The following is a 22,904-nucleotide window of genomic DNA, read 5'->3' on the forward strand; positions in this document are numbered from 1 at the left end:
CCTACCACCGCCGCCGACGGCAGACCGCTCTCGGTCGTTTGACGCCAATCGAATACGAGACGATCATGACCCCACCGGCCAGTCAGGCCGCGTGATCGAACCTGTCACCTGGTCGTGCAGCAGTCCCAAGGAGCGGTGGCAACCAGTCTCACCAACACTGATGGCAGGGTTGCTGCGCCACTACCACGAACGCATCAACCTGCCAGGTGCCACGCGACCGAAATCCCGAAACGGTCGTCCCGTCAGCGCTGCGGCACATCAACGACTACTGCGATACAGCTACGGACCCCCGATCAGCAAACGCCGCTACGACACCCTCTGGGCCCGGATCGGTACCGAGCTGGAGGTTGTTGCCATACAAGGGATCACCACACACTGGCTGCGTTACACCACGCTACGTTGGGTAGAACGCAACTTCGGCTATAGCGTCGCCAAAGCATTTGCCGGACACGCACATACACACGGCCTGGGCGCTACCACCGTCTATACCCGCGCAGGAATCGAAGAGATCGCCGAAGCCCTCGCCGGACTCACCGGCGAGCCCCACCCCCTTGCCGCCGGGCCAGGTCTGCAATGGCACCCTGCTGACCGAACCCCACCCCTCGCGAGCACAACGCTGACATAACAAACGGCGGCAAACCGCACGGTCATCGCGCACCACCCCGGCGAGCGCAGCAAAACACGACCGAGGTCCACGTGATGCGATCCTGTTCGTCACCCCCGAGCACAACCGTTCGATCCCAGGAGCGCTGAAGAACGCCATCGACTGGGCGAGCCGGCCATGGGGTGATAACTCGTTCACCTACAAGCCGTCCGCGGTGATCGGGACTTCGCCCGGCCCAAGCTGGGCACTGCAATTGCCCAACAGAGCCTGCGTACCGTTCTGGGCTACCTCAACTCTCCGCAGATGAACGCCCCCGAGGCCTACATTCAATACCACCAGGATTTCTTCACCGAAGACGGCGAAGTGCTCGACGACAACACCGCGCTTTCTGCGTGACTTCATGGACGAGTTCGGAGCCCATGTGACGCGCGTGCTCACCGTCCTCCCGCCCCGCGTTGAGACACCACCTGCCACTCATGGATCAACAGGCAGCTCGCGACACCTGCATGGCTTTCGCGCGAGCCACCTTCACGTCATGATCGGGTGAATCAATGGCCGGTGGTCGGGCATCGGCGCTGGTTTGGCGGCGACACGCAGGAGTTGAACGGGACGATCTCCCGTCGACGCAAGGCCGCTGCCACGCGCCGCCGGCGAGGAGCTACCCGCGCCTCGAACTGTGGTCGACCACTGGACCGCCAAATGCACAGCGCAGCAACGGATATAGCGCATCGAACGGGGCGCGGCCCCAGCACCCCGCTCGATGCCTGTGGGGTTATCTCCGGGTGCGGTTTTCACTGCTGAGCATCCACGCCTGCTTTTCGAGTTGATTGATGATGGCGTGCAGCAGGTCGGCCGTGGATGGATCCTCGGCGTCGGTGTCGTCGTGCACTGCGCGCACGGTCGCCACGGCGGTGCGGATCTGTGTGGTGACCAGGTCGACGACGACAGTGGTGTCTTGTTCACCGGCCGGAAGGACCGGCAGGGCGGTGGACGAGGCGACCGTCTGTGGCCGACCGTCGGGAACAGCGTCCAATGCGCGCATCCGTTCGGCGATGGTGTCGCTCGATTCCCTTGCGGAGTCGACGATTTCGTCGAGTTGGAGATGCAGATCACGGAAGTTGTGACCGACGACGTTCCAATGCGCCTGCTTACCGTTCAAGTGCAGCGCGATGAGGTCGACGAGGACCTGCTGCAGGTTGGCCGCCAATTGCGACGAGGCGCGCAAACCGATATTCGATTCCATGTGAGTGGTCATGATACTTCTCCTGATTCTATTGGGGTGGCTGGCTATTCGGGCCAAGAGTTGGATTCGATGACCTCGACGAAATCCGTCCGGGTGAAGCCGGGCAGGAAGTGTTCGAGGACGTCTGCGTTGACGGTCCCGAAGGTGGTGTCCGGGCGGTCGGCGAAGCCGTTGGTGAAGGCGGTGAGGATCTGCCGTGTGAAGTCCCGCCGCGGATGGACCGCGGTGACGGCCTCGATATCGGCGGGATCGAGATCGTCGTATCCGATGCCGAGCACGTCGGTCTCGACACCCGCAGTGACGCAGGCGATCTCGGGGCCCATATGTTCGGGGATCCCTGGGGTCGTATGCAATGCGATGGCCGTCCATACCCGTTGCGCCGCTTCGTCATCGATGCCGTGGATGGTGAGGAAGCGGCGGGCTTCATCGGCGCCGTCGACCTCGAACCGCTGCGTGGTGGTGCGGTAGATATCGGTGAGTCCGAGGTCGTGGAACATCGCACCGACATACAGCAATTCGGGGTCGGGCTTCAGGCCGCGCACCTGCGCTTGCAGCATTCCGAACAGGTAGACGCGGCGCGAATGATGGAACAGCAGCGGTGGCGCCGCGCTACGCACCAGCTCGGTAGCCTCGGCGACCACGCGACTGTCGGGGATGACGATGCCTGCGATTTGATCGTTCATGACGCGCGGACCTCCTGCTCGATGCGGTCGCCGAGGTCTTTGTCTACTTTGCACCAGTACTCGAAGGCGCGTTGTAGGACCGGCTCGGTGACGCCGTCGCGGAGGTGGCCGACGATATTGCCGACCAGCCGGGCGCGTGCCGCGCCGTCCAAGACGTCGCGGACGAGGGTGCCCGCTTGCCCCCGAATCGATTGAGTTTCGGTCATTTTCATGCCTTTCGCTTGTGGACGCGGATGGTTCATTTGTCGTCGGGATCGAGAGCGAGGAAGACGACGCCAGCCGCCGCGCCCGCGACAAGTTGAGCGGCCGGATACACCCACAGCGTCGGCCAAGCGAACATCCCCATCACGGCGGCGCCCACGGCCACCGATGGATTGAATGCGCCGCCCGAAATCGCACCTACCGCGAAAGCTCCTGCCACGACGGTGAATCCGATGGCCAGCCCGTAGACCAGGTTGTCCGGATGACTCTTACTGGTGGCCACATTGAGCACCACATAGCAGAGGGCGAAGGTGAACAGGGCCTCCACGACGAGGACGGCCCCCACGGTGCGACCGCTCAGCGTCAGTGTCGACGTGGTCGCCGCCCGCGCCGGATCGATGATCTCGCGGACCACTACCGCGGCCAGTAGCCCGGCAACTACTTGCGCGACCCGGTACCCGATGGCGGTTCGCGGTCCGATCCGGTGTCGCACCAGCACCGCCAGGGTTACCGCGGGGTTGTAGTGACCACCAGAGATATGTCCTCCGGCGTAGACCATCACCATCAGCGTGGCGCCGATGGCCAGCGGCGCGAACGGGCTGCCACTGCCGGCGGCGGTGCCGACAGTAAGAACCAGGAAGAAGGTACCGATCAGTTCAACGGCATACGTCGTATCGACCCGGTGAGCAGCAGTGGTGACCGGACCGGCATCGGGGCGGGTGGGGGTTGCGGTGATTTCTTGGGATGTGACCATGTCACGACTCCTCGAATTGCGCTGTGGCTTTCGAATTACGCTGTGGCACTTTCAGAATCGCCCCGTACCGCACCGATGTCGTCAGTGCTGGCGGCCGTTGCCCCTGCCCGCCAGCCCCAGACCTCGTATACCTGCTAGCTGCAACTCGCCCCGCGACGGCGCTGCGAACGCACTGCGCGTACCGGCCCGGAACGTGGCGGCGTAGCGGATATGCTCGAATCGAAGTAGCCAGGAGGTGACTGGATGGAGGCGACAACGGTCGGATCCGACGATGCGAGGGCTGCCGCGACCCGCTTGCGGGTGATTCTGGTCGAGGACGATGTCCTGCTGCGTGAAGGCTTGGCGAGCCTGCTCGAGCGCTCGGGATTCGAGGTCGTCGCCCAGGCGGGCGACGCCGTGCAACTACTGAAACTGGTTCGGGACCAGACACCCGAGCTGGTGGTGATCGATATTCGGATGCCCCCGACCAACACCACCGAGGGCCTCGACGCCGCCCGCGCGATCCGGGAGGAATTCCCGGAGACCGGCATCCTCGTTCTGTCCGCGCACGCCGATGTCGAGCACGCGATGGAACTGCTGGCCAGCGGCCGCGGGATCGGCTACCTGCTCAAGAGTCGGGTCATCGACGTGGAGGATTTCGTCGACACACTGCATCGCATTGCCAAGGGCGCGGCGGTCGTGGACCCGGCGCTGGTCACCGAGTTGGTGTCCGCACAGCGTCGCAATGATCCGCTCGCCGCGCTCAGTGTGCGTGAACGCGAGGTCTTGGCATTGATGGCGGCGGGGCGTTCCAACGCCGGGATCGGTCGGCGTCTGTGGGTCACCGAGGGCACCATCGAAAAGCACGTTCGCAGCATTCTGACCAAGCTCGACCTGCCCGAGACCGGTGACGATCATCGGCGGGTGCTCGCGGTGGTCAGGTTCCTGGAGTCGCGCTGAGCTGATCCTCGCCGCCGCGGAGCAGATCGTGGACGGCTGCGGACGACAGCGCGGACTTGGACAGGAAACCCACCGCCGCGCTCTCGGCGACCAGGTCGGCGAAGTCCTGCCCGGAGTGGGTGGAAATCAGTATTACCGGCACGGCGAGGCGCTCGGCGAGGTCGAAACCGCTCTCGGTACCCAGATCGACATCGACCAAGGCGACATCGGGCCGCGACTCGGCGACCTCGGTCAGCGCTGTGGTGCCGGTCGATGCCACACCCACAACGATGATTCCCTGCTGCTCGAGCAGACCACGAGCGGCAGCGAGGAAATTCGGGCTGTCATCGACGATGAGGCAGCGTAGCGGCGAATCCCGCGTCATCACGTCAGCTTGCCCGCGTGCACTCGGGGACCGCATTGCTGCTAACGGGAATCGTCTGGGTTTTGCAGCTGGCGAGTAGCCGGGTTTACCGCTGGCCGGAAGCAGCGATGGCCGCCAGCAATGGCGACAGGCGTCCGACTGCGCGCGAGGGTGGTTGCTATGAAAACAACAACCTTGGGAACCAGCGGACTCCACGTCTCTCGAATCGCCTTCGGCACCTGGCAACTCGGCGGCGACTGGGGCCACTTCGACGAAGATGCGGCGATCTCCGCGATCCGCCGCGCCCGCGAACTCGGCGTCAATTTCTTCGACACCGCGCAGGCATACGGTTTCGGCGCGTCCGAGCGACTGCTCGCCAATGCCCTGCGGCACGAACTCACTACCGCCCGAGACGAATTGGTGATCGCCACCAAGGGCGGCCTGCGACGGACCGAGTCCGGCATGGTGCGCGACGCGAGCCCCGACTGGCTGCGCCGTGGCGTGGACGCCAGCCTCACCACGCTCGGCCTCGACTACATCGACCTCTACCAGGTGCACTGGCCCGATCCGGCCGTTCCCGTCGCCGAGACAGCGGGTGCGTTGGCCGAGCTGGTCGCCGCGGGCAAGATCCGCCACGTGGGCGTCTCCAACTACGACGTGCGGCAGATCGCGGAATTCTCCGCGACCCTGCCGGTGGAGACCGTCCAGCCGCCGTATCACCTGTTCCGGCGCGAGATCGAGGACGAATTGTTGCCGTACTGCCGCGCGCACCACATCGGCGTGCTGGTGTACGGCCCGTTGGCGCACGGCCTGCTGACCGGAACGCTCAGCACCTACACGATATTCGCCGAGGACGACTGGCGCAGCGGCAGCTCGGCCTTCACCAGCGAGGTCTACGAACGCAATCTCGAGACAGTGCAGGCGCTCGAGGACTTCGCGACCGAGCGCGGAATCACCATCAGCCAGTTGGCGATTGCCTGGACCCTGGCCAACCCTGCGATCCACGTCGCGATTGTCGGCGCCCGGCACGCGAGCCATGTCCAGGACAGCCTCGCGGCAGCGGAGGTATCACTGTCCGATACCGACCTCGACGAGATCAACAAGATCATGGCCTGGGCCACCCCGGTCGCCGGACCATCACCGGAGAGTGTCTGATGAGCGCCACAGCTCGCCGGGTCGCCGTACTCGGCACCGGGACGATGGCCGCGGCTACCGCGGACCTGGGGCTCGTGATCGGATAACCCGATCCGCCGACCGGTTACGATCGAATCGTTACGTCGTCCGCGGTTGTCGACAGTCGATGTGAGCTCTGCGTCATGAGGCGGAACCGGTCCCGAACATGCGGCTGGCTGGCAGCCACGCCAGGCGCGGATACCGCACGCCACCCGACCTATATCCCGCCGACCTCGATGCGCGGGCGCTTGGTGTCGTTGTCCCTGCGCCCCACCTCCCCGCCCTGCTGGCTCGGGTTCGCGGTCGCGACCACTTTCATCGCGGCGGAATCGGTTCTGGTCTATTGGCTCAAACAGATCTCGCCCGGGGAGTCGTTCGCTGTGGTCTATCTGCTCGGTGTCCTGGCGGTCTCGACAATATGGGGACTCGGGATGGCGGTGGTGACATCGGTTGCCAACGCCATCGCCTTTGCCTACTTCCGCAACTGGCCTGCGCCCTTCGGCGCCGGGGCCGACGACTTGGCAGCCATTGTGGTCTTCCTGGTCGTCGCGTTGCTGGCGAACACACTCGCGGGCTTGGCCCGAGCCCATGCCGCCGAAGCGGATCGACGGCGCGTGCAAGCCGATCTGGTCGCCGAGCAGCAAGCCGCACTGCGCCGGGTGGCCACGCTCGTCGCGCGCGGGGCGGCCTCGTCGGAGGTGTTCTCGGCTGTGGCCGAGGAATCGGCCCGCTGCCTCGGCGTATTGAACGCGACGCTGTTCCGCTATGAGCCCGACGGCTCGGGAACGATCGTCGCGGCCCGTGACGAGCCCGGACTACAGAAGATGCCGGTCGGTGAGCGCCTCACACTGGAAGGCGACAACATCGCGGCGATGGTCTTGCACAGCGGCAGCCCAGCCCGGATGGACAGCCACGACCATGCCGTCGGCTCCGCCGCAGCGCGCATCCGAGAGCTGGGGCTGCGCGCGGGAGTCGGCGCGCCGATCGTCGTCGATGGCCAACTGTGGGGGGTGATCGTCGCGGGCACATCGCGCCGCGAACCGCTTCCATCAGACACCGAGGCGCGCTTGGCCGAATTCGCGGACCTGGTCGCGACCGCGATCGCGAATGCCGAAGCGCACGCACAACTGACCGCGTCCCGTACCCGGATCATCGCCGCCGCCGATGAGGCTCGGCGGCGCCTCGAACGCGACCTGCATGACGGAGCACAACAACGCCTGGTCTCGGTCGGACTCGCACTCCGTACCGCGGAGGCGTCGGTGCCCTCCGAACTGAGCGCATTGCAGACCCAGCTATCGGGGGTGGTGGCGGGCCTGGTCGACGTCTCGGCAGATCTACGCGAGATCTCCCGCGGAATTCACCCGGCGATCCTGTCCAAAGGTGGGCTCGGACCCGCACTCAAGGCGCTGGCGCGCCGCTCAACCGTCCCGGTCGAGCTCGACCTGAACCTGACCGAGCGAGTGCCTGAGTCCGCCGAAGTAGCCGCATATTATGTTGCGGCAGAAGCACTCACGAACGCGGCGAAATACGCGCAGGCATCCGGGATCGACATCGACGCCGGGACCGAGGGCACGCACCTTCGACTCTCGGTTCGCGACGACGGAGTCGGTGGCGCCGACCTGGCCGAAGGGTCCGGCCTCATCGGCCTGATCGACCGCGTCGAGGCCCTCGGCGGTCATCTGCACATCACGAGCCATCCCGGATGCGGGACAACCCTGTTCATGCGGATCCCGATCGTCACCGAATCACAGACGACCACCTGACGGCTCGAATTACTCGGTATCGCTACGACGTTGTTGGCGCCTGGCGGCGGTAGAGGTCGGTGACGACGGAGATGTCGGCATCCGCATGACGGGACGCCGCTGCCTCGTAGAGGTGCCGCACCACCTCGGCCTGCGGCAACTCCACACCGGCGGCGCACGCAATTTCGAGCGCCAAGCCGGCATCCTTCGCACCGAGGGCCGTGGTCCACCACCCATCAGGTGTACCGGTCAGCACACTGTCGAACCGGTTGTGCAATCCGGGCGCCACGACGGGACTCGCCCCGAGTAGATCCCGCAATTGATCGTCCTCGAGGCCTCCCGACCGGCCCACAGCGAACGCCTCGGCCAGCGCGACAACTCCCGAAAGCAACAAGAGATTGGTCGTCAGCTTGGCGGTGAGGGCAAGCGGCGCCGTGTCGTAGCGCCGGACCGTATCCGACAGCGAATAGATCATCGGACCAAGACGGTCCACCCGGTCCGCGTCACCGCCGACAAGCCACACCGCCTGCCGCGCACTCACCGCAGCGGGACCACCGATAACCGGCATGGCGACGAATCGGGGAAAGACCTCGGCCAGCTCACCGCTGAGCGCAGGAGACACCGTCGAACAGTCGACATAGCTGGTCGACGCATCCAACGAGGCCCGCAGCTCCCCCAACGCCACCGCCCTGACCGCCGCGTCGTCGGCCAACATCGTGACCACCACGCCGGCGCCGTGCACAGCCTCGGCGACGCTTCGCGCCTCTTCAGCACCCGCGGACACGAGCCGCCCAGCCTTACCCGTCGTTCGGTTCCACACCCGCACCCGGTGTCCGCCCTCGAGCAGACACCCTGCCAGTGCCTGCCCCATCCGTCCCATGCCCAATACCGCGATATCCATCCCGGCCTCCTCGGCGCTCGTATCCGTTGCGACATGACATCGCCGTCAGCGTCGTCCGCTGTGACTGCAACCCTCGCGCATATCGATCGAGTGCGTCATTGCCGCTAACCAGACAGTGGCGATTCCCGCTACCTGCATCCCGCAGAGCTGTACTGGCAGCGATGGCAGCGCGCCAGGCAAGCGCAGCGATCGACTCAGAGTGACTTCTCCGCGACGACATGTCGCCAACACAGAAATAGCAGGTGAGAGCGATGACCAGAACAACCATCCGCACCGCGGTCACGGTAGCCGCGGCTGCATCCGTGTTCGGCCTCGTACCGGGCTCCACCTCCGCCGCACATCGAATAGCGGCCCGCGCCAGCGAATTCGGCGAACCCGAGTAGCCAGCCGAAGAGTTTTACCGCATGATCGGGACGTCGCAGACGTACCGGATGAGTATCACAGAACATCCGCAGTGGCAGAGCCCCGAAGACTTCCTCGGACGGCAAGGCGCTGTGCGCCCTTCAGGCGAAAGGCTCGCTTGCCTACATCTAGGCACGCTGGAGGGTTTGAGAATGTCGAACAGAGAGCGGAAAACCGCCTCTGACTGGCCGGGATGACAGGATTTGAACCTGCGACCACTTGACACAGGTTCCAATCTCATCGACATGTCTCAGCAGACCTCATCACACCTGGTCACAGCCGATATCTATACGCCAGCACCCGCCCGTCATGTCCCATCAGATCTGGACAAATCCCATCAAAAATGTGAGATTTTGGTGGGACGGATCGAATGACAGAATCCGCCGTGGTCCAGCCACTCCAACCCCGTTGTGAGACATTTCGATCTTGCTTCGCACTAGCCGCACTGCGGTCCACGTTCGCGACAGCGCCGACGGCGTGTCAGAGTGCGACACGCCAAGCACCTTCCGTACTAGAAACTCTTCAGCAAATCGCTACCGTGTCATCGCCGAGCGGGGAGCGCGGCCCCGGACACCAGGCATCCCGCTAGTTCATCCCAAGTCAGCATGGACGGCAAACACCGAGGCGCCCACGACCCGTGTCCCTCCTTACCTCTCGATCCGACCACCGGTAGCGCTCACCCGAAATCACTGCCACACATGGGAATCCACGCACGCAAACCGGAAGGGGAGCGCTCCCCAAGGACAGCGCTGGCACGGCCGTCAACATCAGGGCACGTCAACAGACGTCCACGTCAACATCCCGGTCAAAAATCCAGTTGACGACAGGCCAGAGAAATACCCTCTGAACTGCGGCTATATCAAACTAAAATTGTTAGCGAAGGGGACTCGAACACCTAACCCCCACACTGCCAGTGTCGCAAGAACATTCCAGCGGGTGGGCTCCCGTCCATCTCGTCCAGGTCAGGGGCCATACCCCGTCCTGGTCGACCGCACCGTCCCGCCCGCACGTGCCTGTCTTGGCAAGCTCTCGGCAAGATGGCGAAGAGACGAAACCGGTTCCTGACCTGGGCAGCCGACCTGCTCGGGCACATCCTACCGAGCTACCCTTCGGACTCGGCCGTCTCGGCGCGTACGTCGAAACCGTCCACGGCCTTGGACGCTGACATTCACTCCTTGTGCACATCGAACGGCAGCAAATACGGATTGCGGACCGGCGGCGATCAGCGTGTGGGCGGAGTCGCCGTGGATGGCTTGGGCTGCTAGCAGGGCGAAGAGCTTCTGTGCGAGTGGCCCCGGCTATGTCCTCCGGCGTCCAGCGGGCACCGTGCTGTCCAGATCAGCGGCCCAATCGTTTTCCGCCACGGCCTGTCCATCGATCCGCTGTGAGCAAGACCCACTACGAGGACGGCGGCGGAGTCGACGGCAGTCCGGCGCAGCCTGCGTAGGAGTCGACTGCCTCGCAGGGTGCGGCCTCGCGGGTCGGCTGATAGCCGTCGGGCACACCGCCCTCGGCAATGATCGTGGTGTAGGTGGGGACGGCGTCGGTGGCCTTACGTTCGAGGGCGTCGGGTTTGCCGACCACATCGACCTGGTAGAGACCGAATCGAGGACTGTAGCTGCCCCATTCGTAGTTATCGGTGATGCTCCAGTAGTTGTAGCCCATGAGACTCACGCCGTCGGCCTTAGCGCGCTGCAACCAGTAGACGGTGTCCCGCAGATGATCACTGCGGGTGTAGCCGTCCAGACGTGTGCCACCGTCCTCGATGGGCATGCCGTTCTCCACGACGTAGAGCGGCTTACCGGGAAATAGTCCCGAGTACCGTTTCAGCGCGTAGTAGATGCCTTCGGCCCGCACAGTGAGCTGCGAGATGCCGCTCAGTGGGGAATCGGCGATGGCGCGAGCCGGAGTGGACACACTCGACGGCGTCGCACTGCGAGCGAAGTAGTAGTCGAGGCCGATGTAATCGAGCCGGTCACGGATCTTCGCGACGACCTGGCCGTTGACCTGCTCGTCCTCACCCGCGACATACGCGACATTGCTGGTCACCTTCGCGGTAGGACGCTTGTCGTGGATGTAGTCGTAGATCGCGTTGTGCGCCTCGACGACCCGATCTTCCATCACCTGCTGGTTGGTCTCGTTCTTGACCACCTCGTGCATGATGTAGGCGACAGGCTCGTTGATGGTGACCCATAAGGGATCTCGGCCGTCGTAGCGGTCGACCACCTTCTTCATATTGGCCAGCCAATGACTGACCATGCTGTCGGAGTCCCATCCGCCTTTCTCGAAGGCCCAGCCGGGGTACACCCAGTGATCGAGGGTGATCATCGGCCGCATCCTCGCTGCGACGATCTTGGCGACCACCTTGTCGTAGAAAGCGAAACCGTCGGCATCCCACTGATTGGGGCCCGTCGGCTGCAAACGCGCCCACTCTATGCCGATCCGGAACACCTTCACACCGAGCGACTTCGCCAGATCAATGTCGGAGGCGTACCTGTCGTAGAAGTCGATCGAGTTCTCGTAGGGTTCCAGACCTCTGTCCGCGATGTAGCGCATCCAATTGCTGTCGGGCGCATGGCCTTCCGATTGGAAGCCGGAGGCGGCCACACCCCACAGAAATTCGGGCCCGAACGCAGGAGCGCCCGCTACAGGCCATGGCGGAGCCGCGGTGCCCACACTGGGCACCAGCAGTACAGCCATCGAGGCCGCGACCGCACTCGTCACCTGCCGAGTCCAAGTGCGCATAAACCGTGAATCTAGCCGCGCGATAGCTGGACTATCGGCAGGCACCGTCAACCCGGCGATTTCGCATCGAGTTCTCCCATCGCCGCGCGACGGATCACGGTGTCCGTCGCCAATGCCGCACCACCGAAACGCCAGGACCTTGCGAGGCTGCACCAAGCACGCGAAAGGTGCTGTGTGCTGCCTATTCCGGCAGAACCATTGAGCGTGCTGACTCGTAAACTCAGCGACTACCGCGTTCTTCCCACCAACGTCGGCCAGCCCTACAGCGAAGCAGCCTTCGACCCGACCGATCCCGAAATCGTGAACCGCATCTCCGCGCAGTGTGGTGGGCTAAACCAATCGTATTCGCCAACCCACAGCCGTTCGGTCAGAGCAAACTCTCAATTCCTTCGAAAGGTAAATCCGCGAAAGCCACAATCACAGGCGTAATCCCCGTGGGGGCACCGCCCCATGTCTGTCTCCTGGCAGTCGCCACAGCCAAGAGCGATCCCATCCCGGAAAAAACTGGCATCGCTCCTGGCACCGATCGGCGCTGGGCGCAACTTAATCTGGACGCTGTAACGCCGGACATCAACGGGGCGTTCGCCACCCGCATTCAGATCGGAAACGGCAGCGCAAAACCTGGTCGATTCCACATCACTGCCCGCTGGCCTCGCCCCGAGGCCCTGGAGCCGCTCACTGAGGCTCTCGGTCTCCGATGTCACGGGGAGTTCCCCGTGAGATGGAACCTTGCAGGTCAAGAAGGTGCGGCTACAGAGAACGACTCACCGTTGGTCGTCGATCTGGATGCTGGCGAAACCCAGGAGATCGAGCTATCGGGCCGACTCCTTGACCCCCTGGAGCCGGATTCGGCGGTGGTCTTTGAGGTCTACCAGCACGGCCCGGCCGACCTCGAGTACGACCTCTGCGGTGCGATGGAGGTAATCGTGACGCCTCGCGAGATTTGATGTCGCAGAGACCTTCTCGACGAACGGACGACGGATGGTAGGGAGAAGACTCGTCGGCGCCCCTATCTGACCGCCGAATCGAACTGCGGCTTTCGGGCGCTATCGCTTGCCGAAGCAGTCACCTGAGGTTCGGAAGTGGCGGCCACACGAGGACGATCGTTTGCGAGGGCCCCGCTCCTGGCGCCACGCCCGGGCGGGGGCTTCTTTCGCGCTGGTTGCCGTCCGGCAGCGGACGCAACCAGCATTCACGCTATCGCGGGAACTGTGTTCAGCGGCAGCCTCACCCTGCTCCTGGCGATCCTCACCACCTACACCCTGCTGTAGCAATCTTCTGCGCCGCAGACCGGAATCCCTGACCGGTGTGTTTCGCACCGACCGTCGATAAGCTCATCGCAGCCAAGCACACATCCAGCCCCTCCACGCCGAACGAAGAGGATCGATGACCAGCCCGTGACGTGTGACCGCCAGATTGCCGACCACCAGCGACCAACCTGCCGACCCAGGAACAGATCTGGACCAACGCCGCCGACGTCGCGGACAGAGCCGCTCTTGCACTGTCGGACGTGCGCGACTGGCTGAACTGCGACTGGTCCGACACCGAGACGCTGACCGACGAAGCGGCCGACGCCTGCAGCAACGCCCGCGCCAAGCTCGAAGGCCTCAAGGCGGAGATCCGCCAGATAGAGGAGAACCTGCGTCGCGGCGCAAATAGTCTCCGCGACCGGCGATAACGCCGGACGACCGAGCAACACGACGGCGGACACCGATCTCGCCGATGCGGCCGTCCGGATTCAATGCAACCGAAGTCGTGGCGAAACTGTCTCTCCGAGAGAAAGATTCGTAGGGAACCCTGTTCGTCAACCGCGTGTCCGCTTGCATGGTGCAGAGAAGCGGCAACATCAGGTACCAGACGACCGGCGAACTCTCGTTCCCGCACCTGTGCTTCCCTGATGATTGATTGAGTTCAAGGAACTCATGAAGGAGCAGGGCGGACGAGTGGTGGTTGGTGTTCGTTCCGGATTCGGACCGGTGGGGGCCACTCCCACCCGATGGAGTCCTGGGAATACAGGATCTCCCGGCTGCTGTGGACCGGACGGGACTTCGTCCCGGTGATCCGGTGTTCGTCCGCCCCGACTTCGTCGTCGATGCGGATCTGCTGGAATTCGTTCTCTCGCAGGAGTTTCGGGGGCTGGAGCGCGAGACGCGCAGGAACTACGCGACGGACATTAGGTTGCTGCTGTCGTGGCTCTGGCAGCGGGGTGTGCCGTGGAGGCAGGCCACGCGGACCGATCTGAGGGCGTACCGCGAATTCCGTTGTGACTCACCGAAGAATCCGCATCGGATCAGCGGGTCGAAGTGGGACCGGGAGGCTGCGGCGTTCACCCGGCTGTATCGGTGGGCGAGGGTGGCGCCGCTGCCGGTGGACGTAGGGCGCAGGGAGGACCGAGCAGCGCATGCGCGGAGCTCGCGAGTGTCGTGGCTGACGCCCCGAACCTGGGGTCTTTGGCAGGACCTCGGTCTGCGCGGGCTGAGCCGAGACGGCGCGCCGATGCTGGGCTGGGACGCACGGACCGAGCTGCGGAACACCGCGTTCTTCGGCTTGACGCTGAGCTCAGGGCTGCGGCGGCAGGAGGCCGGAGCCATGCTGACCTTCGAGGTCCCTTCCCAGCCTTTACGATTCGGCCGGTACTGCCACGGGCAGGTAGCGCGGGCCCTGTCGCGATCTAAGCGGGACAGAACGTTCTACGTGTCGACCGATGCGTTGCGCCAGGTCGGTGCTTACTCGGAGTCCGAACGCGTGTGGGCGATCGAGCGCGCTCAGGAGCAGGGGCGCTACGAGAGGCTGCACAGGATGCGGCTGATCACGAACGTGACGGCGGGACCGGCCCCGAAGGTCCACTGGGTAGACCGGAGCGGAACCGAGGGCAGTCATGCACTGGCCCTGCTGGACTGGCGTGAACGGCAGTGGCTGTACGTCGAGGGCGCGCGAGGCCCTGAGCCAGCGTGGTTGTGGCTGACCGAGCAGGGTCTGCCGATGCTGCCGGACCGGTGGAATGCGGTCTTTCGGCAGGCGAACCTGCGGTGTGAGCGAGTCTTGTTGTCCGGAATCGAGCGGGAGGTTCCGCGGTCGGCGCGGATTGCGGAGAGTCGCGGGAAGGTCCCCTACGCGACTCCGCACTCGGCGCGGCATTCCATGGCGCTCTACATGCTGATCGTGCTGAACGAGTTGATGGACAAGAAGTATGGGCTGTCCCCGTCGGATCGGCGGGACTTCGCGCAGCTGTACGGCGATCCATGGTGACTGGTGAAAACCTTGCTCGGACATCGAGAGGTCGAGGTGACCAAAGAGCACTATCTCGCCCCAGTCATGCACTTGCAGTTGGAGTCGATCCTGGCGTTCGACACCCTCGGCGGCGAACCGCGGGCGGCAGATGATTCGGCGAGTCTCGACGATCTGTTCACGCGGCTGGCCAAGGAGACCACAGGGATTCAGGATATCGACGTCTTGGTCCGGCCCGAGTCATCGGCGATCCCCGCGTGAGCGGGCGTGGACACAAGGCGATTCTGCCACCGCCGGATTTTCAAGCGACCCAGCGGATCGCCGAGCAGGGCGTGCAGGTCACGGTGATCAACAAGGAGGGCTTCGCGCGGGTCTTCGACTTCGTCACGATGCCGGTACCCGAACCGATGCAGCGTTCCCTGGCACAGGCTTTCGCTGAGCAGTCGTTGAACTGGAATAGCCACGCCAGTGGCGAGTCGTACTGGCAGGCACTACGGGCCTTCGCTCGGTTCCTGAACACTCAAGACCACCCCGCGCCGGATCTGGACGGCCTCACCGCCGCGACGTTGCGGCTGTGGCGCAACAACCACAAGAACACCCCCGGCGGACGCGAGGCGCTCGCGAAGATCCGGACGTTGTTGCAGCGCGATCCGCGCCTGACATACGGCCCGGTCGCCGAGGAGTTGGCTCGCCGGGCCCTGCGGGACGCCACATCGTTCGAGCAGCAGTCGTACAAGGTGTCCGATCGTGAACTCGTGGTCAAAGCGGCTGAGCGGCAGTTTCGTTCGGCCCTGCTGCGGATTCGGGCGAACTCGGCTCTGCTGTCGCGGTTCCGGTCAGGCGGGCTGGAGGAGGGCAGCGGTGATTGGCAGCTCGGTCAGGTCCTCGAGCACATCGCCGAGACCGGTGACGTCGCGCGTCCGGATGGAATGGACCGCCGTCCACCGGATGCGAAACTGCTGGGTGGACGGCACCGGGAACTCACCTGGGGCAGGTTGTTTCTGAGTCGCCAGGAGTTGACCGCGCTCGCGGTGCTGATGACCGATCAGTACGGGTGGAACCTGTCGGTGTTCGACCGGCTCACCGTGCCGACCACCGTGCCGTCGGCCGGGTCGACGACCACGGTGACGTACAACGTCCTGGTCGAGAAGCGGCGTTTGGGAGCGGGTCGATGGTTCGTAGAGGAGAACTACACCGATTCGGGGGTCGGGTCCGCCGGGCGACTGATCACCCAGGCGCTCGAGGCCACTCAGCACGGCAGGGCCTTGGCCGCGCGCCTGGCTCCACCCGGGATTGATCTGTTGATGGTCGCGCGCCAATTTCACACTCGGGCAGTCGATTCGGACCTGGACCGGCCTCGCCCGGTCGGACCGCTGTGCTTCGGGGTGTCCAAGTCCGATGGCACGCTGTGGGCGAGGAGCCACAACATCGGCTCCCCCTTCCAGCGTGCGCGTCGAACAACAGTGGCCCGGGAAGGGAAACCTTTGCAGCACAGTCGCGGCACCCACGAAAGCGTCTATGTCCTGCCCGACAAGAACGTTCAGAAGGCTGCCGAAGCGGTCATCGCCGCCGGAGCACAGGACGCGGTTCGGCAGGCCCAGGACCTCACATTCCGGGCCCGGTTGACCGTCGCTGCGGATCCGGACCACCAGGAGACAGCGACGGCGGACTGCGCAGACGAAACCTCCAGCCCCTGGCCGACTTCGGGCGGCGAGTGCGGGGCCGATTTCCTTCTCTGCCTGGCGTGCGACAACGCCCGCGTTCACAGCGGGCATCACGCCCGCCTCGCATTGCTGCACGAACAGTTGTCGTCGATGCGATCGGTGTGGCCCGAACAGCTGTGGCGAAAGCGGTGGGACGACAGTTTCACACGGCTGGTGGATCTGCGCACCAAGGTCAACGAGGGCACCTGGGACGCAGCGCTGACGCGGGTGACCGATCGTGACCGGGCGATCATCGACCATCTGCTCAAAGGAGAGTTTGCCCCGTGACCGAGGCACTGGCCATCGAGTCCGACCCGTTCATCCTGCCCATGCCAGGTCCCGACACCCCGGTCGTTCAGGACCGATGGATCACCCCGGACAACATGCACCCGAACTCCCGCTACTGCGATGACGAGTGGAGCCTGGGCCCGCTGACCGACAACCCGGGACACCCTCTCTACCAAGTCATCTGGAGCAGATGCCCCACGACTTTGCAGCCGCAGATGCGGCTGATCATCTGGACGCTGATCAACGGGGAACTGCGGCCCAGCTACGTGAAGGCGCGCAGCATGCAGGGCCGTGCGCGCGACGGGGTCATCAGCATGCGCAACTGCATCCTGGAATGGCTGAAACTGGCGCGATGGCTGCACCGGCACGAGGTCACCCGGCTCAGCGAGTGCACAGCTCAACACTGGAAAACCTATGCCGCCAAGCGAACCGCCGTGCAGAATCACCGCGGGCACGCCCTCAAACTGCTGCGCTGGCTCTCGGATCTGTGGGCCTTCGACCAACTGTCGGCCCAGCCCTCGGGCATCACTGCGCCACCCTGGGAGACCGACGGCATCGACGAATACCTTCCGGCCGAAACCGGGGAAGCGAACGGAGAGAACAGGACCGAACCGGTCGACCCGACGGTGATCGGTCCGCTGCTGACGTGGTCGATCCGCCTGGTCGAAGACTTCGGCGACGACATTCTGGCGGCCTGGTCAGAACGCCGCCGCATGATCGCCCAAGCGAACGCGACCGCCCCCAGCCCCGCAACCCTCGACGCACTCAAGGCATACCTCCTGCCCCGCATCGATGCCCAGATCCCGCTGCCCGCAATGGAACACCGCAGCCGTGGAACGACCCTGAACCGGCTCTACATCGCCGCGGTCACCGGCGCCGCCTACCACCAGGTCCAGTACCTGTCCGAGCGACTCGAATTGCCCACGCTCACCGCGCAGAGACCTGGCCCCTGCCCGATGCAGGTTCGGGTGACCGGCCGGATCGATGGCCGGCCGTGGCGCGAGCACCTGGACTTCGAGGAAGCACCGACCTTGGTGCGTCACCTGGCCACGGCGTCGGCCGTCGTGATCCTGTACCTGACGGGCATGCGGCCGCAGGAGGCCCGAACCCTGCGATCAGGGTGCTGCCCCGATCCCGGATCGACTGGCCCGCACCTGATCCGGGCCCACCACTATAAGAACGTTCGTGACATCGACGGATACCATGTATCCGCCGGCGCGGAGCGCGATGTTCCGTGGGTCGCGATCACCCCGGTGGTCAAAGCGATCCGCATCCTGGAGCGAATGGTCCCCGAGGGCGAACTTCTGTTCAGCGCGACGCACCACGACGTCGTCTCCCAACGCCAGCATCACGGGGCACTCCGGGCCGCGAGCCTGGATCGCCGGGTTGAACAGTTGATCGGATGGATCAACGCCGAGGCCACCGCTCAAGGTCTGCCGCACCAGCAGGTTCCCGATGATCCGTTCGGGAACATCGGGCTGGGTCGCCTACGCAGGACCCTGGCCTGGCACATCGCCCGAAGGCCGGGCGGCTTGGTGGCGCTGGCCATCCAATACGGCCACATGCGCACCGTGTTGGACGGTCGCACCGCCAGCGGCTACGGCAACCGGGCCCGGCGCGGCTTCCACGGCGAACTCGACGTCGAGACCGCGCTTGCCGCCGCCGACACGGCCGCGCGCCTGCGGGACGCCACTGCGGCCGGAGAGAGGATTTCCGGCCCCGCCGCTCGCCGTGCCTTGATCGCCGCCGCCCACCTGCCCCGCTTCGAGGGCGCTCTCACCACGCCGAAAGCGGCAGCCAAGTTCCTGAGCCGAGACGGACAGGTGTTGTTCGACAACCCTGACGCCTTCCTGATCTGCGCGTTCAAACGCGATATGGCACTGTGCGATCCGGCGTCCAACGCCACAGCCCCCAACCAATTCGCGTGCCAAGTCGGGTGCGGCAACGCCGTGCGCACCGACAGCCACGCCCGTGCCGCACGAACGTATGCCGACGTGCTGGACCGTCGGGCAGCCCACCTGCCCGAGCCAGCGGGCAGACGACTGCGCCTGAGCGCCATACGCTTCCGCAGCCTCGCGGATACCCATGACGTCCAATCGCTGGACGCCAGCGAGGTTGTCGAATGAATCAGCAGCACAGCGACGAGCGAACCCGGATCCGGGCTGCGATCGAACGGCTCCTCACCGGCCGGCCTGAACGCTCGGACGGCAGCCTTACTGTGGTCGCGCTGGCCATTGAGGCCGAGGTCCATCGAATGGCCTTGCAGAAGCGCCACGCCGACCTGAAAGAGGAGTTCTACGCACGCGTTCGCGCCGAAACCCATCAGCCGCCGGAAGTCGAGAAACGCCTGCGCGGCGAAGTCGCTCAGCTGAAGAAGGCACTGAAACAGTCACGGACAGCCGAGGAAGAATCCCGCCGACACGCCGAGCAGATCGCGCTCGCCACCGCGGTCCTCCTACTTCAAAACACCGCCGACTCACCGACTCCGCAACCGGCAACGGTCCTGCCACTACGCCCTTCGATCAGCAATCGGGGACGATCGTCCTGACTGCGGGGCGGGATTCATCCGAGTTCTCCCGTGATGGAGGACAACCACATCTACTATCGACAACGGTCCGAAGCGACGAACACGATATCGGCAGCAGAACGTAGATGCTGTTGACGGTCGCCCCTTCTCTTCCAGCGACGATCCCGTGAAAGGGTATGTGCACCATGCGATCTGGCGGCTGCTTGTGCGGCAACATCAGGTACCAAGCATCGGGCAACCTGTCGTTTCCCCACCTTTGTAGTTGTACACATTGCCAGAAATTGTCTGGTGCACCGGTGATGTCGTGGGTCGACTTCCCCCGTGAAGGGTTCGAGTGGACCGGGCCCGGCGGGGAACCGGTCTGGTACAACACCTTCCCCGATTCCCAGCGTGGCTTCTGCGGTGTTTGCGGGAGTTCCGTGGGTGCCCAGGACGACGGTGACGCGAAGCTGGTCGGTGTGACAATGATGAGCCTCGACGACCACACGGGTTTGGTGCCCGAGCGGCAAAGCTTCCGCCCCAACGCCGTTCCCTGGCTTCCGATCGTCGGTGCGCAGGACTGATCAATTCCACTCTGGTGATGCGCACCCTGAAAAGATCCAGACCTGCCTGACCTCACGATCGGATTTGGAATCCGCTGCGGCCGTTTTGAACCGCGCACTATGCGGCAGATTAGTGCGTTTGGTGTAATTTCAGCGAGTTTCGCAAAACGAAGCACGTCACCCCCGATGGAGACTCGACCCTCGAGTTACCGTGCCGAAGCCGCCCCGGGTATAGCTGTTGACCATGTTCGCGGGTTCAGCTGTCACAGCCGCTTGGACCAGTCACCACGAGAGCGATAGCTACGGCCATCGCCGACCTGCGTCATCCCGCCGGGAACAACGTCCCTATAGTACGGATACTGCTCCGTCACCGCGGCCAGCACGAACTCGAGGAAGCCGCCCTCGAACAGGTCCCACATCAGCATCGAGTCGAACTTGGCGGCGACTGGCCACCGGTCCGGGTCCGGGCCACGCATCAGCCAGAAGAAGTGGTCGGAGTTCCAGTTGTTGCCCCACTTCAGAAGCCCGCCCTCGGCCGGGAACAGCGGATACGGACACTCGTCGTAGTCCCCGCCCTCGTAGGCCTGGGCCAGCATGGCGCAGTATGCGTAGGGATACGTCGTTTCAGAGAGGAATCCCTCGAAACCGGGCGGCGCCCCGATCCGGGAACTGGGCGCCGTCGAGGGCGTACAGATGTGCAGCTCGTTGCTGATGCTCACCATCCCGTACCGGTCGACGAACGCCCGATAGTCCGCTGGTAGCTGGAACCCGATCGCCTCGGGCCCGAGCTCCCACGGAACCGGAACCACTCCACCCGCGGGTGGCGGCCCGATCACCGAACCGAGCCGGTCCAGCATTTCCTCGATATCCATGTCCGCTCCCATCAGCGGTCCATTCTCGCTTGAGGCAATCCATTTCCCAGAGCTGGAAACCCCGGGGTCGGGTCCCGCATGCCCTGATAACAGCTCGCTCATCGGCAGAATAGTGCGTTCAGCACGCGCACGATTTCGGACCATGCCACGTTGAGCGCGATCCGAGACGGCGATCGGCGGCGCTCGCCAACCACGCTCACAAGGTCAGACTTCTGATTCGACATCCATCCAGGTTCACCGATGTTGCCACCTGAACAGCGACCCGGGCATGCGCTCTAGCGCTGAACAGAAGCACTTGACAGGGAACTTTGTAGTTGCCCCCACTGTCAGAGATTGTCCGGTAGCCCAATAATTCGTGGGTCGACTTCCCTCGCGAAGGGTTCAAGTGGACCGGACCAGGCGGAGAGCCAGTCTGGTACAATACCTTTCCCGATTCTCAGCGTGGTTTCTGCGGCATCTGCGGGAGTTCTGTCGCGGCCCAGGACGACGGTGACGCAGAATTGGTGGGCGTCACGATGATGAGTCTCGATGATCACTCCGGTTTGACGCCCGAGCGACAGAGTTTCCGTCCCAATGCTGTCGTGTGGCTTCCGATCGTCGGAGCACAAGACTGATCGTGCCCGCAGGTTGTCGAAACCGGCAGATCGTCTGGAGCGATCGACGATCGGCCGGTCTCGATCAGAGGGCCTGTGCGACTTCTGCGGCGATGGCTTGTGCGGCTTCGGCCGGGTCTGCTGCAGCGGTGATTGCGCGGCCGAGGACAAGAATGAACCACATCGATCCGCTCTACCAGGAAACGTCGAGCGGACTGGGCACACACTCGCCCCGAGTCGCAGACTGCGCGAACTCGCCGCAGATGGTGCTTTTGTATGTCACTGCCGCCCGCGGCAGAGATTTACTACAGGGCCTGGAGGGTCTCCGCCGTCGTCGAGCCCCAACACCTGCTCGCGCAGCTGCGTGAGCAAGGCTTACTACTGTCCGTCGTGGCAGAGCGCGTGCTGCGGTTCACCCCGCCGCTCACTCTGACCGCTGACGAGCTCGAATGGGGCCTCGATACGCTGCACTCCGTACTGCGCCGATACCGACAAGGCACCGACCCGAGTGCCCAGCACCCCGTAAAGGATGAATGCCTGTGAAGATCCTCGTCGTTGGTCCCGGAGGCCGTGAGCAAGCCATCGCCAAGGCGCTCTCGCGCGAGTTGGGATCGGCTCGTTGCTACTTCAGCCTGGACACCTGCTGTGCGGTGCGACTGCTCCAGCAGTCGGCCAAGACTCAACGTGGAAAGACATTAAGGAGGGGTCGAGAATGCAGTCGTTCAAGGACAATACCGTGGCGTGGTTGCCCGTTATCGAGACCGTGTCTTCATGAGCGGCGTCACCGCGCCGAGAGGCACGCAGCATCCAGGCGGTCGATGCCTGGCTCACATGCAGAGCGGCGTGGGTAGACGCAGGTACCGGGTACCCCGGTCCTCGAACATGCCCCGGTAGAACCTTGCCACCGAAGTATCGGCGGCGACCGCGACGTGCGGAATGTTGTGCTGCTGCGTCCATTCGACAAGCCGAGCAACCATGCGTGAACCGATCCCCTGTCCCTGCGCTGCTGGTTCGACAACAACGTCGACAACGAGCCCGTAAAGACCGTCACCGACGAGTCGGCTCATACCGACAGTTCGCCCGTCCGGGTCTTGGGCAACGAGTCCAAATAGGCTCGCCACCAGCGCGGACGCGCAGGCATCCTCGGGCGGACACTTCCATCCCACAAGACGGCGAAGCAGAAGATACTCGTCGACTGTAGGAAGCCTTTCCACGAGAGTCGTAGGGCCAGTCACGTGCGCCCCGACATACGCGACTGGTGTGCAGTACGTCTGGCTGTGCGCCCACCGGCGCATCCGCGCATCGATCTCGTCGAAGTATGTCGACTTGGCCCGCGTTATCTGGGGTCGTCAACCCCGTGGTCCTGGTAGCCGCGTTATGGCGGTGTGAGGTATGTGAGTTTGGTTCCCCCAACGGCGTCT

Annotated in this window: 23 protein-coding genes and 2 pseudogenes; 16 read left to right on the forward strand and 9 right to left on the reverse strand. The window is 64.3% G+C overall.

The annotated features are described in order from the left end of the window. The first annotated feature begins 160 nt into the window (after positions 1-160). Together ACLMAL_RS23920 and ACLMAL_RS23925 are read left to right on the forward strand one after the other, a co-directional pair. Positions 161-625, forward strand: coding sequence for a hypothetical protein (locus ACLMAL_RS23920; RefSeq protein WP_412001125.1), 465 nt, complete (start codon positions 161-163; stop codon positions 623-625). An 82-nt stretch (positions 626-707) separates the two neighbouring features. After that, complete coding sequence (locus ACLMAL_RS23925; RefSeq protein ID WP_412001251.1) at positions 708-911, forward strand: NADPH-dependent FMN reductase; 204 nt, start codon at positions 708-710, stop codon at positions 909-911. Positions 912-1,376: 465 nt separating this feature from the next. Here ACLMAL_RS23925 and ACLMAL_RS23930 read toward each other — a convergent pair whose 3' ends face one another. The 4 genes and pseudogenes from ACLMAL_RS23930 to ACLMAL_RS23945 form a co-directional block, all read right to left on the reverse strand. Further along, positions 1,377-1,859: a Dps family protein gene (locus tag ACLMAL_RS23930; protein ID WP_412001126.1), complete on the reverse strand. Its 483-nt coding sequence runs from the start codon at positions 1,857-1,859 to the stop codon at positions 1,377-1,379. Positions 1,860-1,891: 32 nt separating this feature from the next. Beyond that, complete coding sequence (locus ACLMAL_RS23935) at positions 1,892-2,530, reverse strand: HD domain-containing protein (RefSeq protein ID WP_412001127.1); 639 nt, start codon at positions 2,528-2,530, stop codon at positions 1,892-1,894. Then, positions 2,527-2,712: pseudogene (locus ACLMAL_RS23940) on the reverse strand (catalase-related domain-containing protein); the annotation flags it as partial. The gene ACLMAL_RS23935 and the pseudogene ACLMAL_RS23940, both read right to left, overlap by 4 nt. A 56-nt stretch (positions 2,713-2,768) precedes the next feature. Beyond that, positions 2,769-3,485: an MIP/aquaporin family protein gene (locus tag ACLMAL_RS23945; protein WP_412001129.1), complete on the reverse strand. Its 717-nt coding sequence runs from the start codon at positions 3,483-3,485 to the stop codon at positions 2,769-2,771. 243 nt (positions 3,486-3,728) lie between these two features. Between ACLMAL_RS23945 and ACLMAL_RS23950 the strand changes: the two genes are divergently transcribed. Beyond that, positions 3,729-4,424 (forward strand): response regulator, encoded by a 696-nt coding sequence (locus ACLMAL_RS23950; RefSeq protein ID WP_412001130.1) that lies wholly within the window; start codon positions 3,729-3,731, stop codon positions 4,422-4,424. Here ACLMAL_RS23950 and ACLMAL_RS23955 read toward each other — a convergent pair. Continuing rightward, positions 4,402-4,788 carry a two-component system response regulator gene (locus tag ACLMAL_RS23955; RefSeq protein ID WP_412001131.1) on the reverse strand — a complete coding sequence of 129 codons (387 nt, stop codon included), beginning with the start codon at positions 4,786-4,788 and terminating at the stop codon, positions 4,402-4,404. The genes ACLMAL_RS23950 and ACLMAL_RS23955 overlap by 23 nt on opposite strands. A 159-nt stretch (positions 4,789-4,947) precedes the next feature. Here ACLMAL_RS23955 and ACLMAL_RS23960 point away from each other — a divergent pair, with 159 nt between their 5' ends. After that, positions 4,948-5,922 (forward strand): aldo/keto reductase, encoded by a 975-nt coding sequence (locus tag ACLMAL_RS23960; RefSeq protein ID WP_412001132.1) that lies wholly within the window; start codon positions 4,948-4,950, stop codon positions 5,920-5,922. A gap of 161 nt (positions 5,923-6,083) precedes the next feature. After that, on the forward strand, positions 6,084-7,703 hold the full coding sequence (locus ACLMAL_RS23965) for a GAF domain-containing protein (RefSeq protein ID WP_412001133.1): 1,620 nt from the start codon (positions 6,084-6,086) through the stop codon (positions 7,701-7,703). 22 nt (positions 7,704-7,725) lie between these two features. Here ACLMAL_RS23965 and ACLMAL_RS23970 read toward each other — a convergent pair whose 3' ends face one another. Next, positions 7,726-8,583, reverse strand: a complete 858-nt coding sequence (locus tag ACLMAL_RS23970; RefSeq protein ID WP_412001134.1) for an NAD(P)-dependent oxidoreductase — start codon at positions 8,581-8,583, stop codon at positions 7,726-7,728. Positions 8,584-8,834: 251 nt separating this feature from the next. Between ACLMAL_RS23970 and ACLMAL_RS23975 the strand changes: the two genes are divergently transcribed. After that, positions 8,835-8,966 (forward strand): hypothetical protein, encoded by a 132-nt coding sequence (locus ACLMAL_RS23975; protein WP_412001135.1) that lies wholly within the window; start codon positions 8,835-8,837, stop codon positions 8,964-8,966. Between the two features lie 1,417 nt (positions 8,967-10,383). On the opposite strand, the gene ACLMAL_RS23980 is transcribed toward ACLMAL_RS23975, so the two are convergent. Continuing rightward, positions 10,384-11,730, reverse strand: a complete 1,347-nt coding sequence (locus ACLMAL_RS23980; RefSeq protein WP_412001136.1) for a family 1 glycosylhydrolase — start codon at positions 11,728-11,730, stop codon at positions 10,384-10,386. 770 nt (positions 11,731-12,500) lie between these two features. On the opposite strand from ACLMAL_RS23980, the gene ACLMAL_RS23985 reads away from it, so the two are divergent. The 8 genes from ACLMAL_RS23985 to ACLMAL_RS24020 all read left to right on the forward strand — a co-directional run bounded on the left by ACLMAL_RS23985 (position 12,501) and on the right by ACLMAL_RS24020 (position 20,039). Further along, a complete protein-coding gene (locus ACLMAL_RS23985; RefSeq protein ID WP_412001137.1) occupies positions 12,501-12,677 on the forward strand; it encodes a hypothetical protein in 177 nt (58 codons plus the stop codon). A gap of 563 nt (positions 12,678-13,240) precedes the next feature. Next, positions 13,241-13,408, forward strand: a complete 168-nt coding sequence (locus ACLMAL_RS23990; RefSeq protein WP_412001138.1) for a hypothetical protein — start codon at positions 13,241-13,243, stop codon at positions 13,406-13,408. A gap of 353 nt (positions 13,409-13,761) precedes the next feature. Beyond that, positions 13,762-14,979, forward strand: coding sequence for a site-specific integrase (locus tag ACLMAL_RS23995; protein ID WP_412001139.1), 1,218 nt, complete (start codon positions 13,762-13,764; stop codon positions 14,977-14,979). Between the two features lie 3 nt (positions 14,980-14,982). Next, a complete protein-coding gene (locus ACLMAL_RS24000; protein ID WP_412001140.1) occupies positions 14,983-15,219 on the forward strand; it encodes a hypothetical protein in 237 nt (78 codons plus the stop codon). Then, positions 15,216-16,949 (forward strand): hypothetical protein, encoded by a 1,734-nt coding sequence (locus tag ACLMAL_RS24005; protein ID WP_412001141.1) that lies wholly within the window; start codon positions 15,216-15,218, stop codon positions 16,947-16,949. Before ACLMAL_RS24000 ends, ACLMAL_RS24005 begins: the two co-directional genes overlap by 4 nt. Beyond that, entirely contained in the window at positions 16,946-19,075 is a 2,130-nt protein-coding gene (locus ACLMAL_RS24010) for an integrase (RefSeq protein ID WP_412001142.1), read from the forward strand. The genes ACLMAL_RS24005 and ACLMAL_RS24010 overlap by 4 nt, the downstream gene beginning before the upstream one ends. Further along, positions 19,072-19,497: a hypothetical protein gene (locus tag ACLMAL_RS24015; RefSeq protein WP_412001143.1), complete on the forward strand. Its 426-nt coding sequence runs from the start codon at positions 19,072-19,074 to the stop codon at positions 19,495-19,497. Before ACLMAL_RS24010 ends, ACLMAL_RS24015 begins: the two co-directional genes overlap by 4 nt. Before the next feature lie 164 nt (positions 19,498-19,661). After that, a complete protein-coding gene (locus tag ACLMAL_RS24020) occupies positions 19,662-20,039 on the forward strand; it encodes a GFA family protein (protein WP_412001144.1) in 378 nt (125 codons plus the stop codon). A 242-nt stretch (positions 20,040-20,281) separates the two neighbouring features. Here the strand turns inward: ACLMAL_RS24020 and ACLMAL_RS24025 are convergent, their stop codons facing one another. Next, positions 20,282-20,890 (reverse strand): hypothetical protein, encoded by a 609-nt coding sequence (locus ACLMAL_RS24025; RefSeq protein ID WP_328401017.1) that lies wholly within the window; start codon positions 20,888-20,890, stop codon positions 20,282-20,284. Positions 20,891-21,270: 380 nt separating this feature from the next. Here ACLMAL_RS24025 and ACLMAL_RS24030 point away from each other — a divergent pair. Next, a pseudogene (locus ACLMAL_RS24030) lies at positions 21,271-21,504 on the forward strand (GFA family protein); the annotation flags it as partial. Positions 21,505-21,759: 255 nt separating this feature from the next. Then, a complete protein-coding gene (locus ACLMAL_RS24035) occupies positions 21,760-22,026 on the forward strand; it encodes a hypothetical protein (protein WP_412001145.1) in 267 nt (88 codons plus the stop codon). Positions 22,027-22,310: 284 nt separating this feature from the next. Here ACLMAL_RS24035 and ACLMAL_RS24040 read toward each other — a convergent pair whose 3' ends face one another. Further along, the gene (locus tag ACLMAL_RS24040; protein ID WP_412001146.1) at positions 22,311-22,778 is read right to left on the reverse strand and encodes a GNAT family N-acetyltransferase; all 468 of its coding nucleotides are present in this window, start codon (positions 22,776-22,778) and stop codon (positions 22,311-22,313) included. Positions 22,779-22,904 lie beyond the last annotated feature (126 nt).

The organism is Nocardia sp. CWNU-33 (assembly GCF_046764895.1).
In the GTDB taxonomy this organism is placed as follows: Bacteria; Actinomycetota; Actinomycetes; order Mycobacteriales; family Mycobacteriaceae; genus Nocardia.

Coding starts and splice junctions, on each gene's coding strand:
- ACLMAL_RS23965 (WP_412001133.1), top strand. CDS start 6,084: ATGAGGCGGAACCGGTCCCGAACATGCGGCTGGCTGGCAGCCACGCCA.
- ACLMAL_RS23970 (WP_412001134.1), bottom strand. CDS start 8,583: ATGGATATCGCGGTATTGGGCATGGGACGGATGGGGCAGGCACTGGCA.
- ACLMAL_RS23945 (WP_412001129.1), bottom strand. CDS start 3,485: ATGGTCACATCCCAAGAAATCACCGCAACCCCCACCCGCCCCGATGCC.
- ACLMAL_RS24035 (WP_412001145.1), top strand. CDS start 21,760: ATGTCACTGCCGCCCGCGGCAGAGATTTACTACAGGGCCTGGAGGGTC.
- ACLMAL_RS23920 (WP_412001125.1), top strand. CDS start 161: ATGGCAGGGTTGCTGCGCCACTACCACGAACGCATCAACCTGCCAGGT.
- ACLMAL_RS23975 (WP_412001135.1), top strand. CDS start 8,835: ATGACCAGAACAACCATCCGCACCGCGGTCACGGTAGCCGCGGCTGCA.
- ACLMAL_RS23980 (WP_412001136.1), bottom strand. CDS start 11,730: ATGCGCACTTGGACTCGGCAGGTGACGAGTGCGGTCGCGGCCTCGATG.
- ACLMAL_RS23950 (WP_412001130.1), top strand. CDS start 3,729: ATGGAGGCGACAACGGTCGGATCCGACGATGCGAGGGCTGCCGCGACC.
- ACLMAL_RS24040 (WP_412001146.1), bottom strand. CDS start 22,778: ATGCGCCGGTGGGCGCACAGCCAGACGTACTGCACACCAGTCGCGTAT.
- ACLMAL_RS23935 (WP_412001127.1), bottom strand. CDS start 2,530: ATGAACGATCAAATCGCAGGCATCGTCATCCCCGACAGTCGCGTGGTC.
- ACLMAL_RS23955 (WP_412001131.1), bottom strand. CDS start 4,788: ATGACGCGGGATTCGCCGCTACGCTGCCTCATCGTCGATGACAGCCCG.
- ACLMAL_RS24015 (WP_412001143.1), top strand. CDS start 19,072: ATGAATCAGCAGCACAGCGACGAGCGAACCCGGATCCGGGCTGCGATC.
- ACLMAL_RS24020 (WP_412001144.1), top strand. CDS start 19,662: ATGCGATCTGGCGGCTGCTTGTGCGGCAACATCAGGTACCAAGCATCG.
- ACLMAL_RS24025 (WP_328401017.1), bottom strand. CDS start 20,890: ATGGATATCGAGGAAATGCTGGACCGGCTCGGTTCGGTGATCGGGCCG.
- ACLMAL_RS23930 (WP_412001126.1), bottom strand. CDS start 1,859: ATGACCACTCACATGGAATCGAATATCGGTTTGCGCGCCTCGTCGCAA.
- ACLMAL_RS23960 (WP_412001132.1), top strand. CDS start 4,948: ATGAAAACAACAACCTTGGGAACCAGCGGACTCCACGTCTCTCGAATC.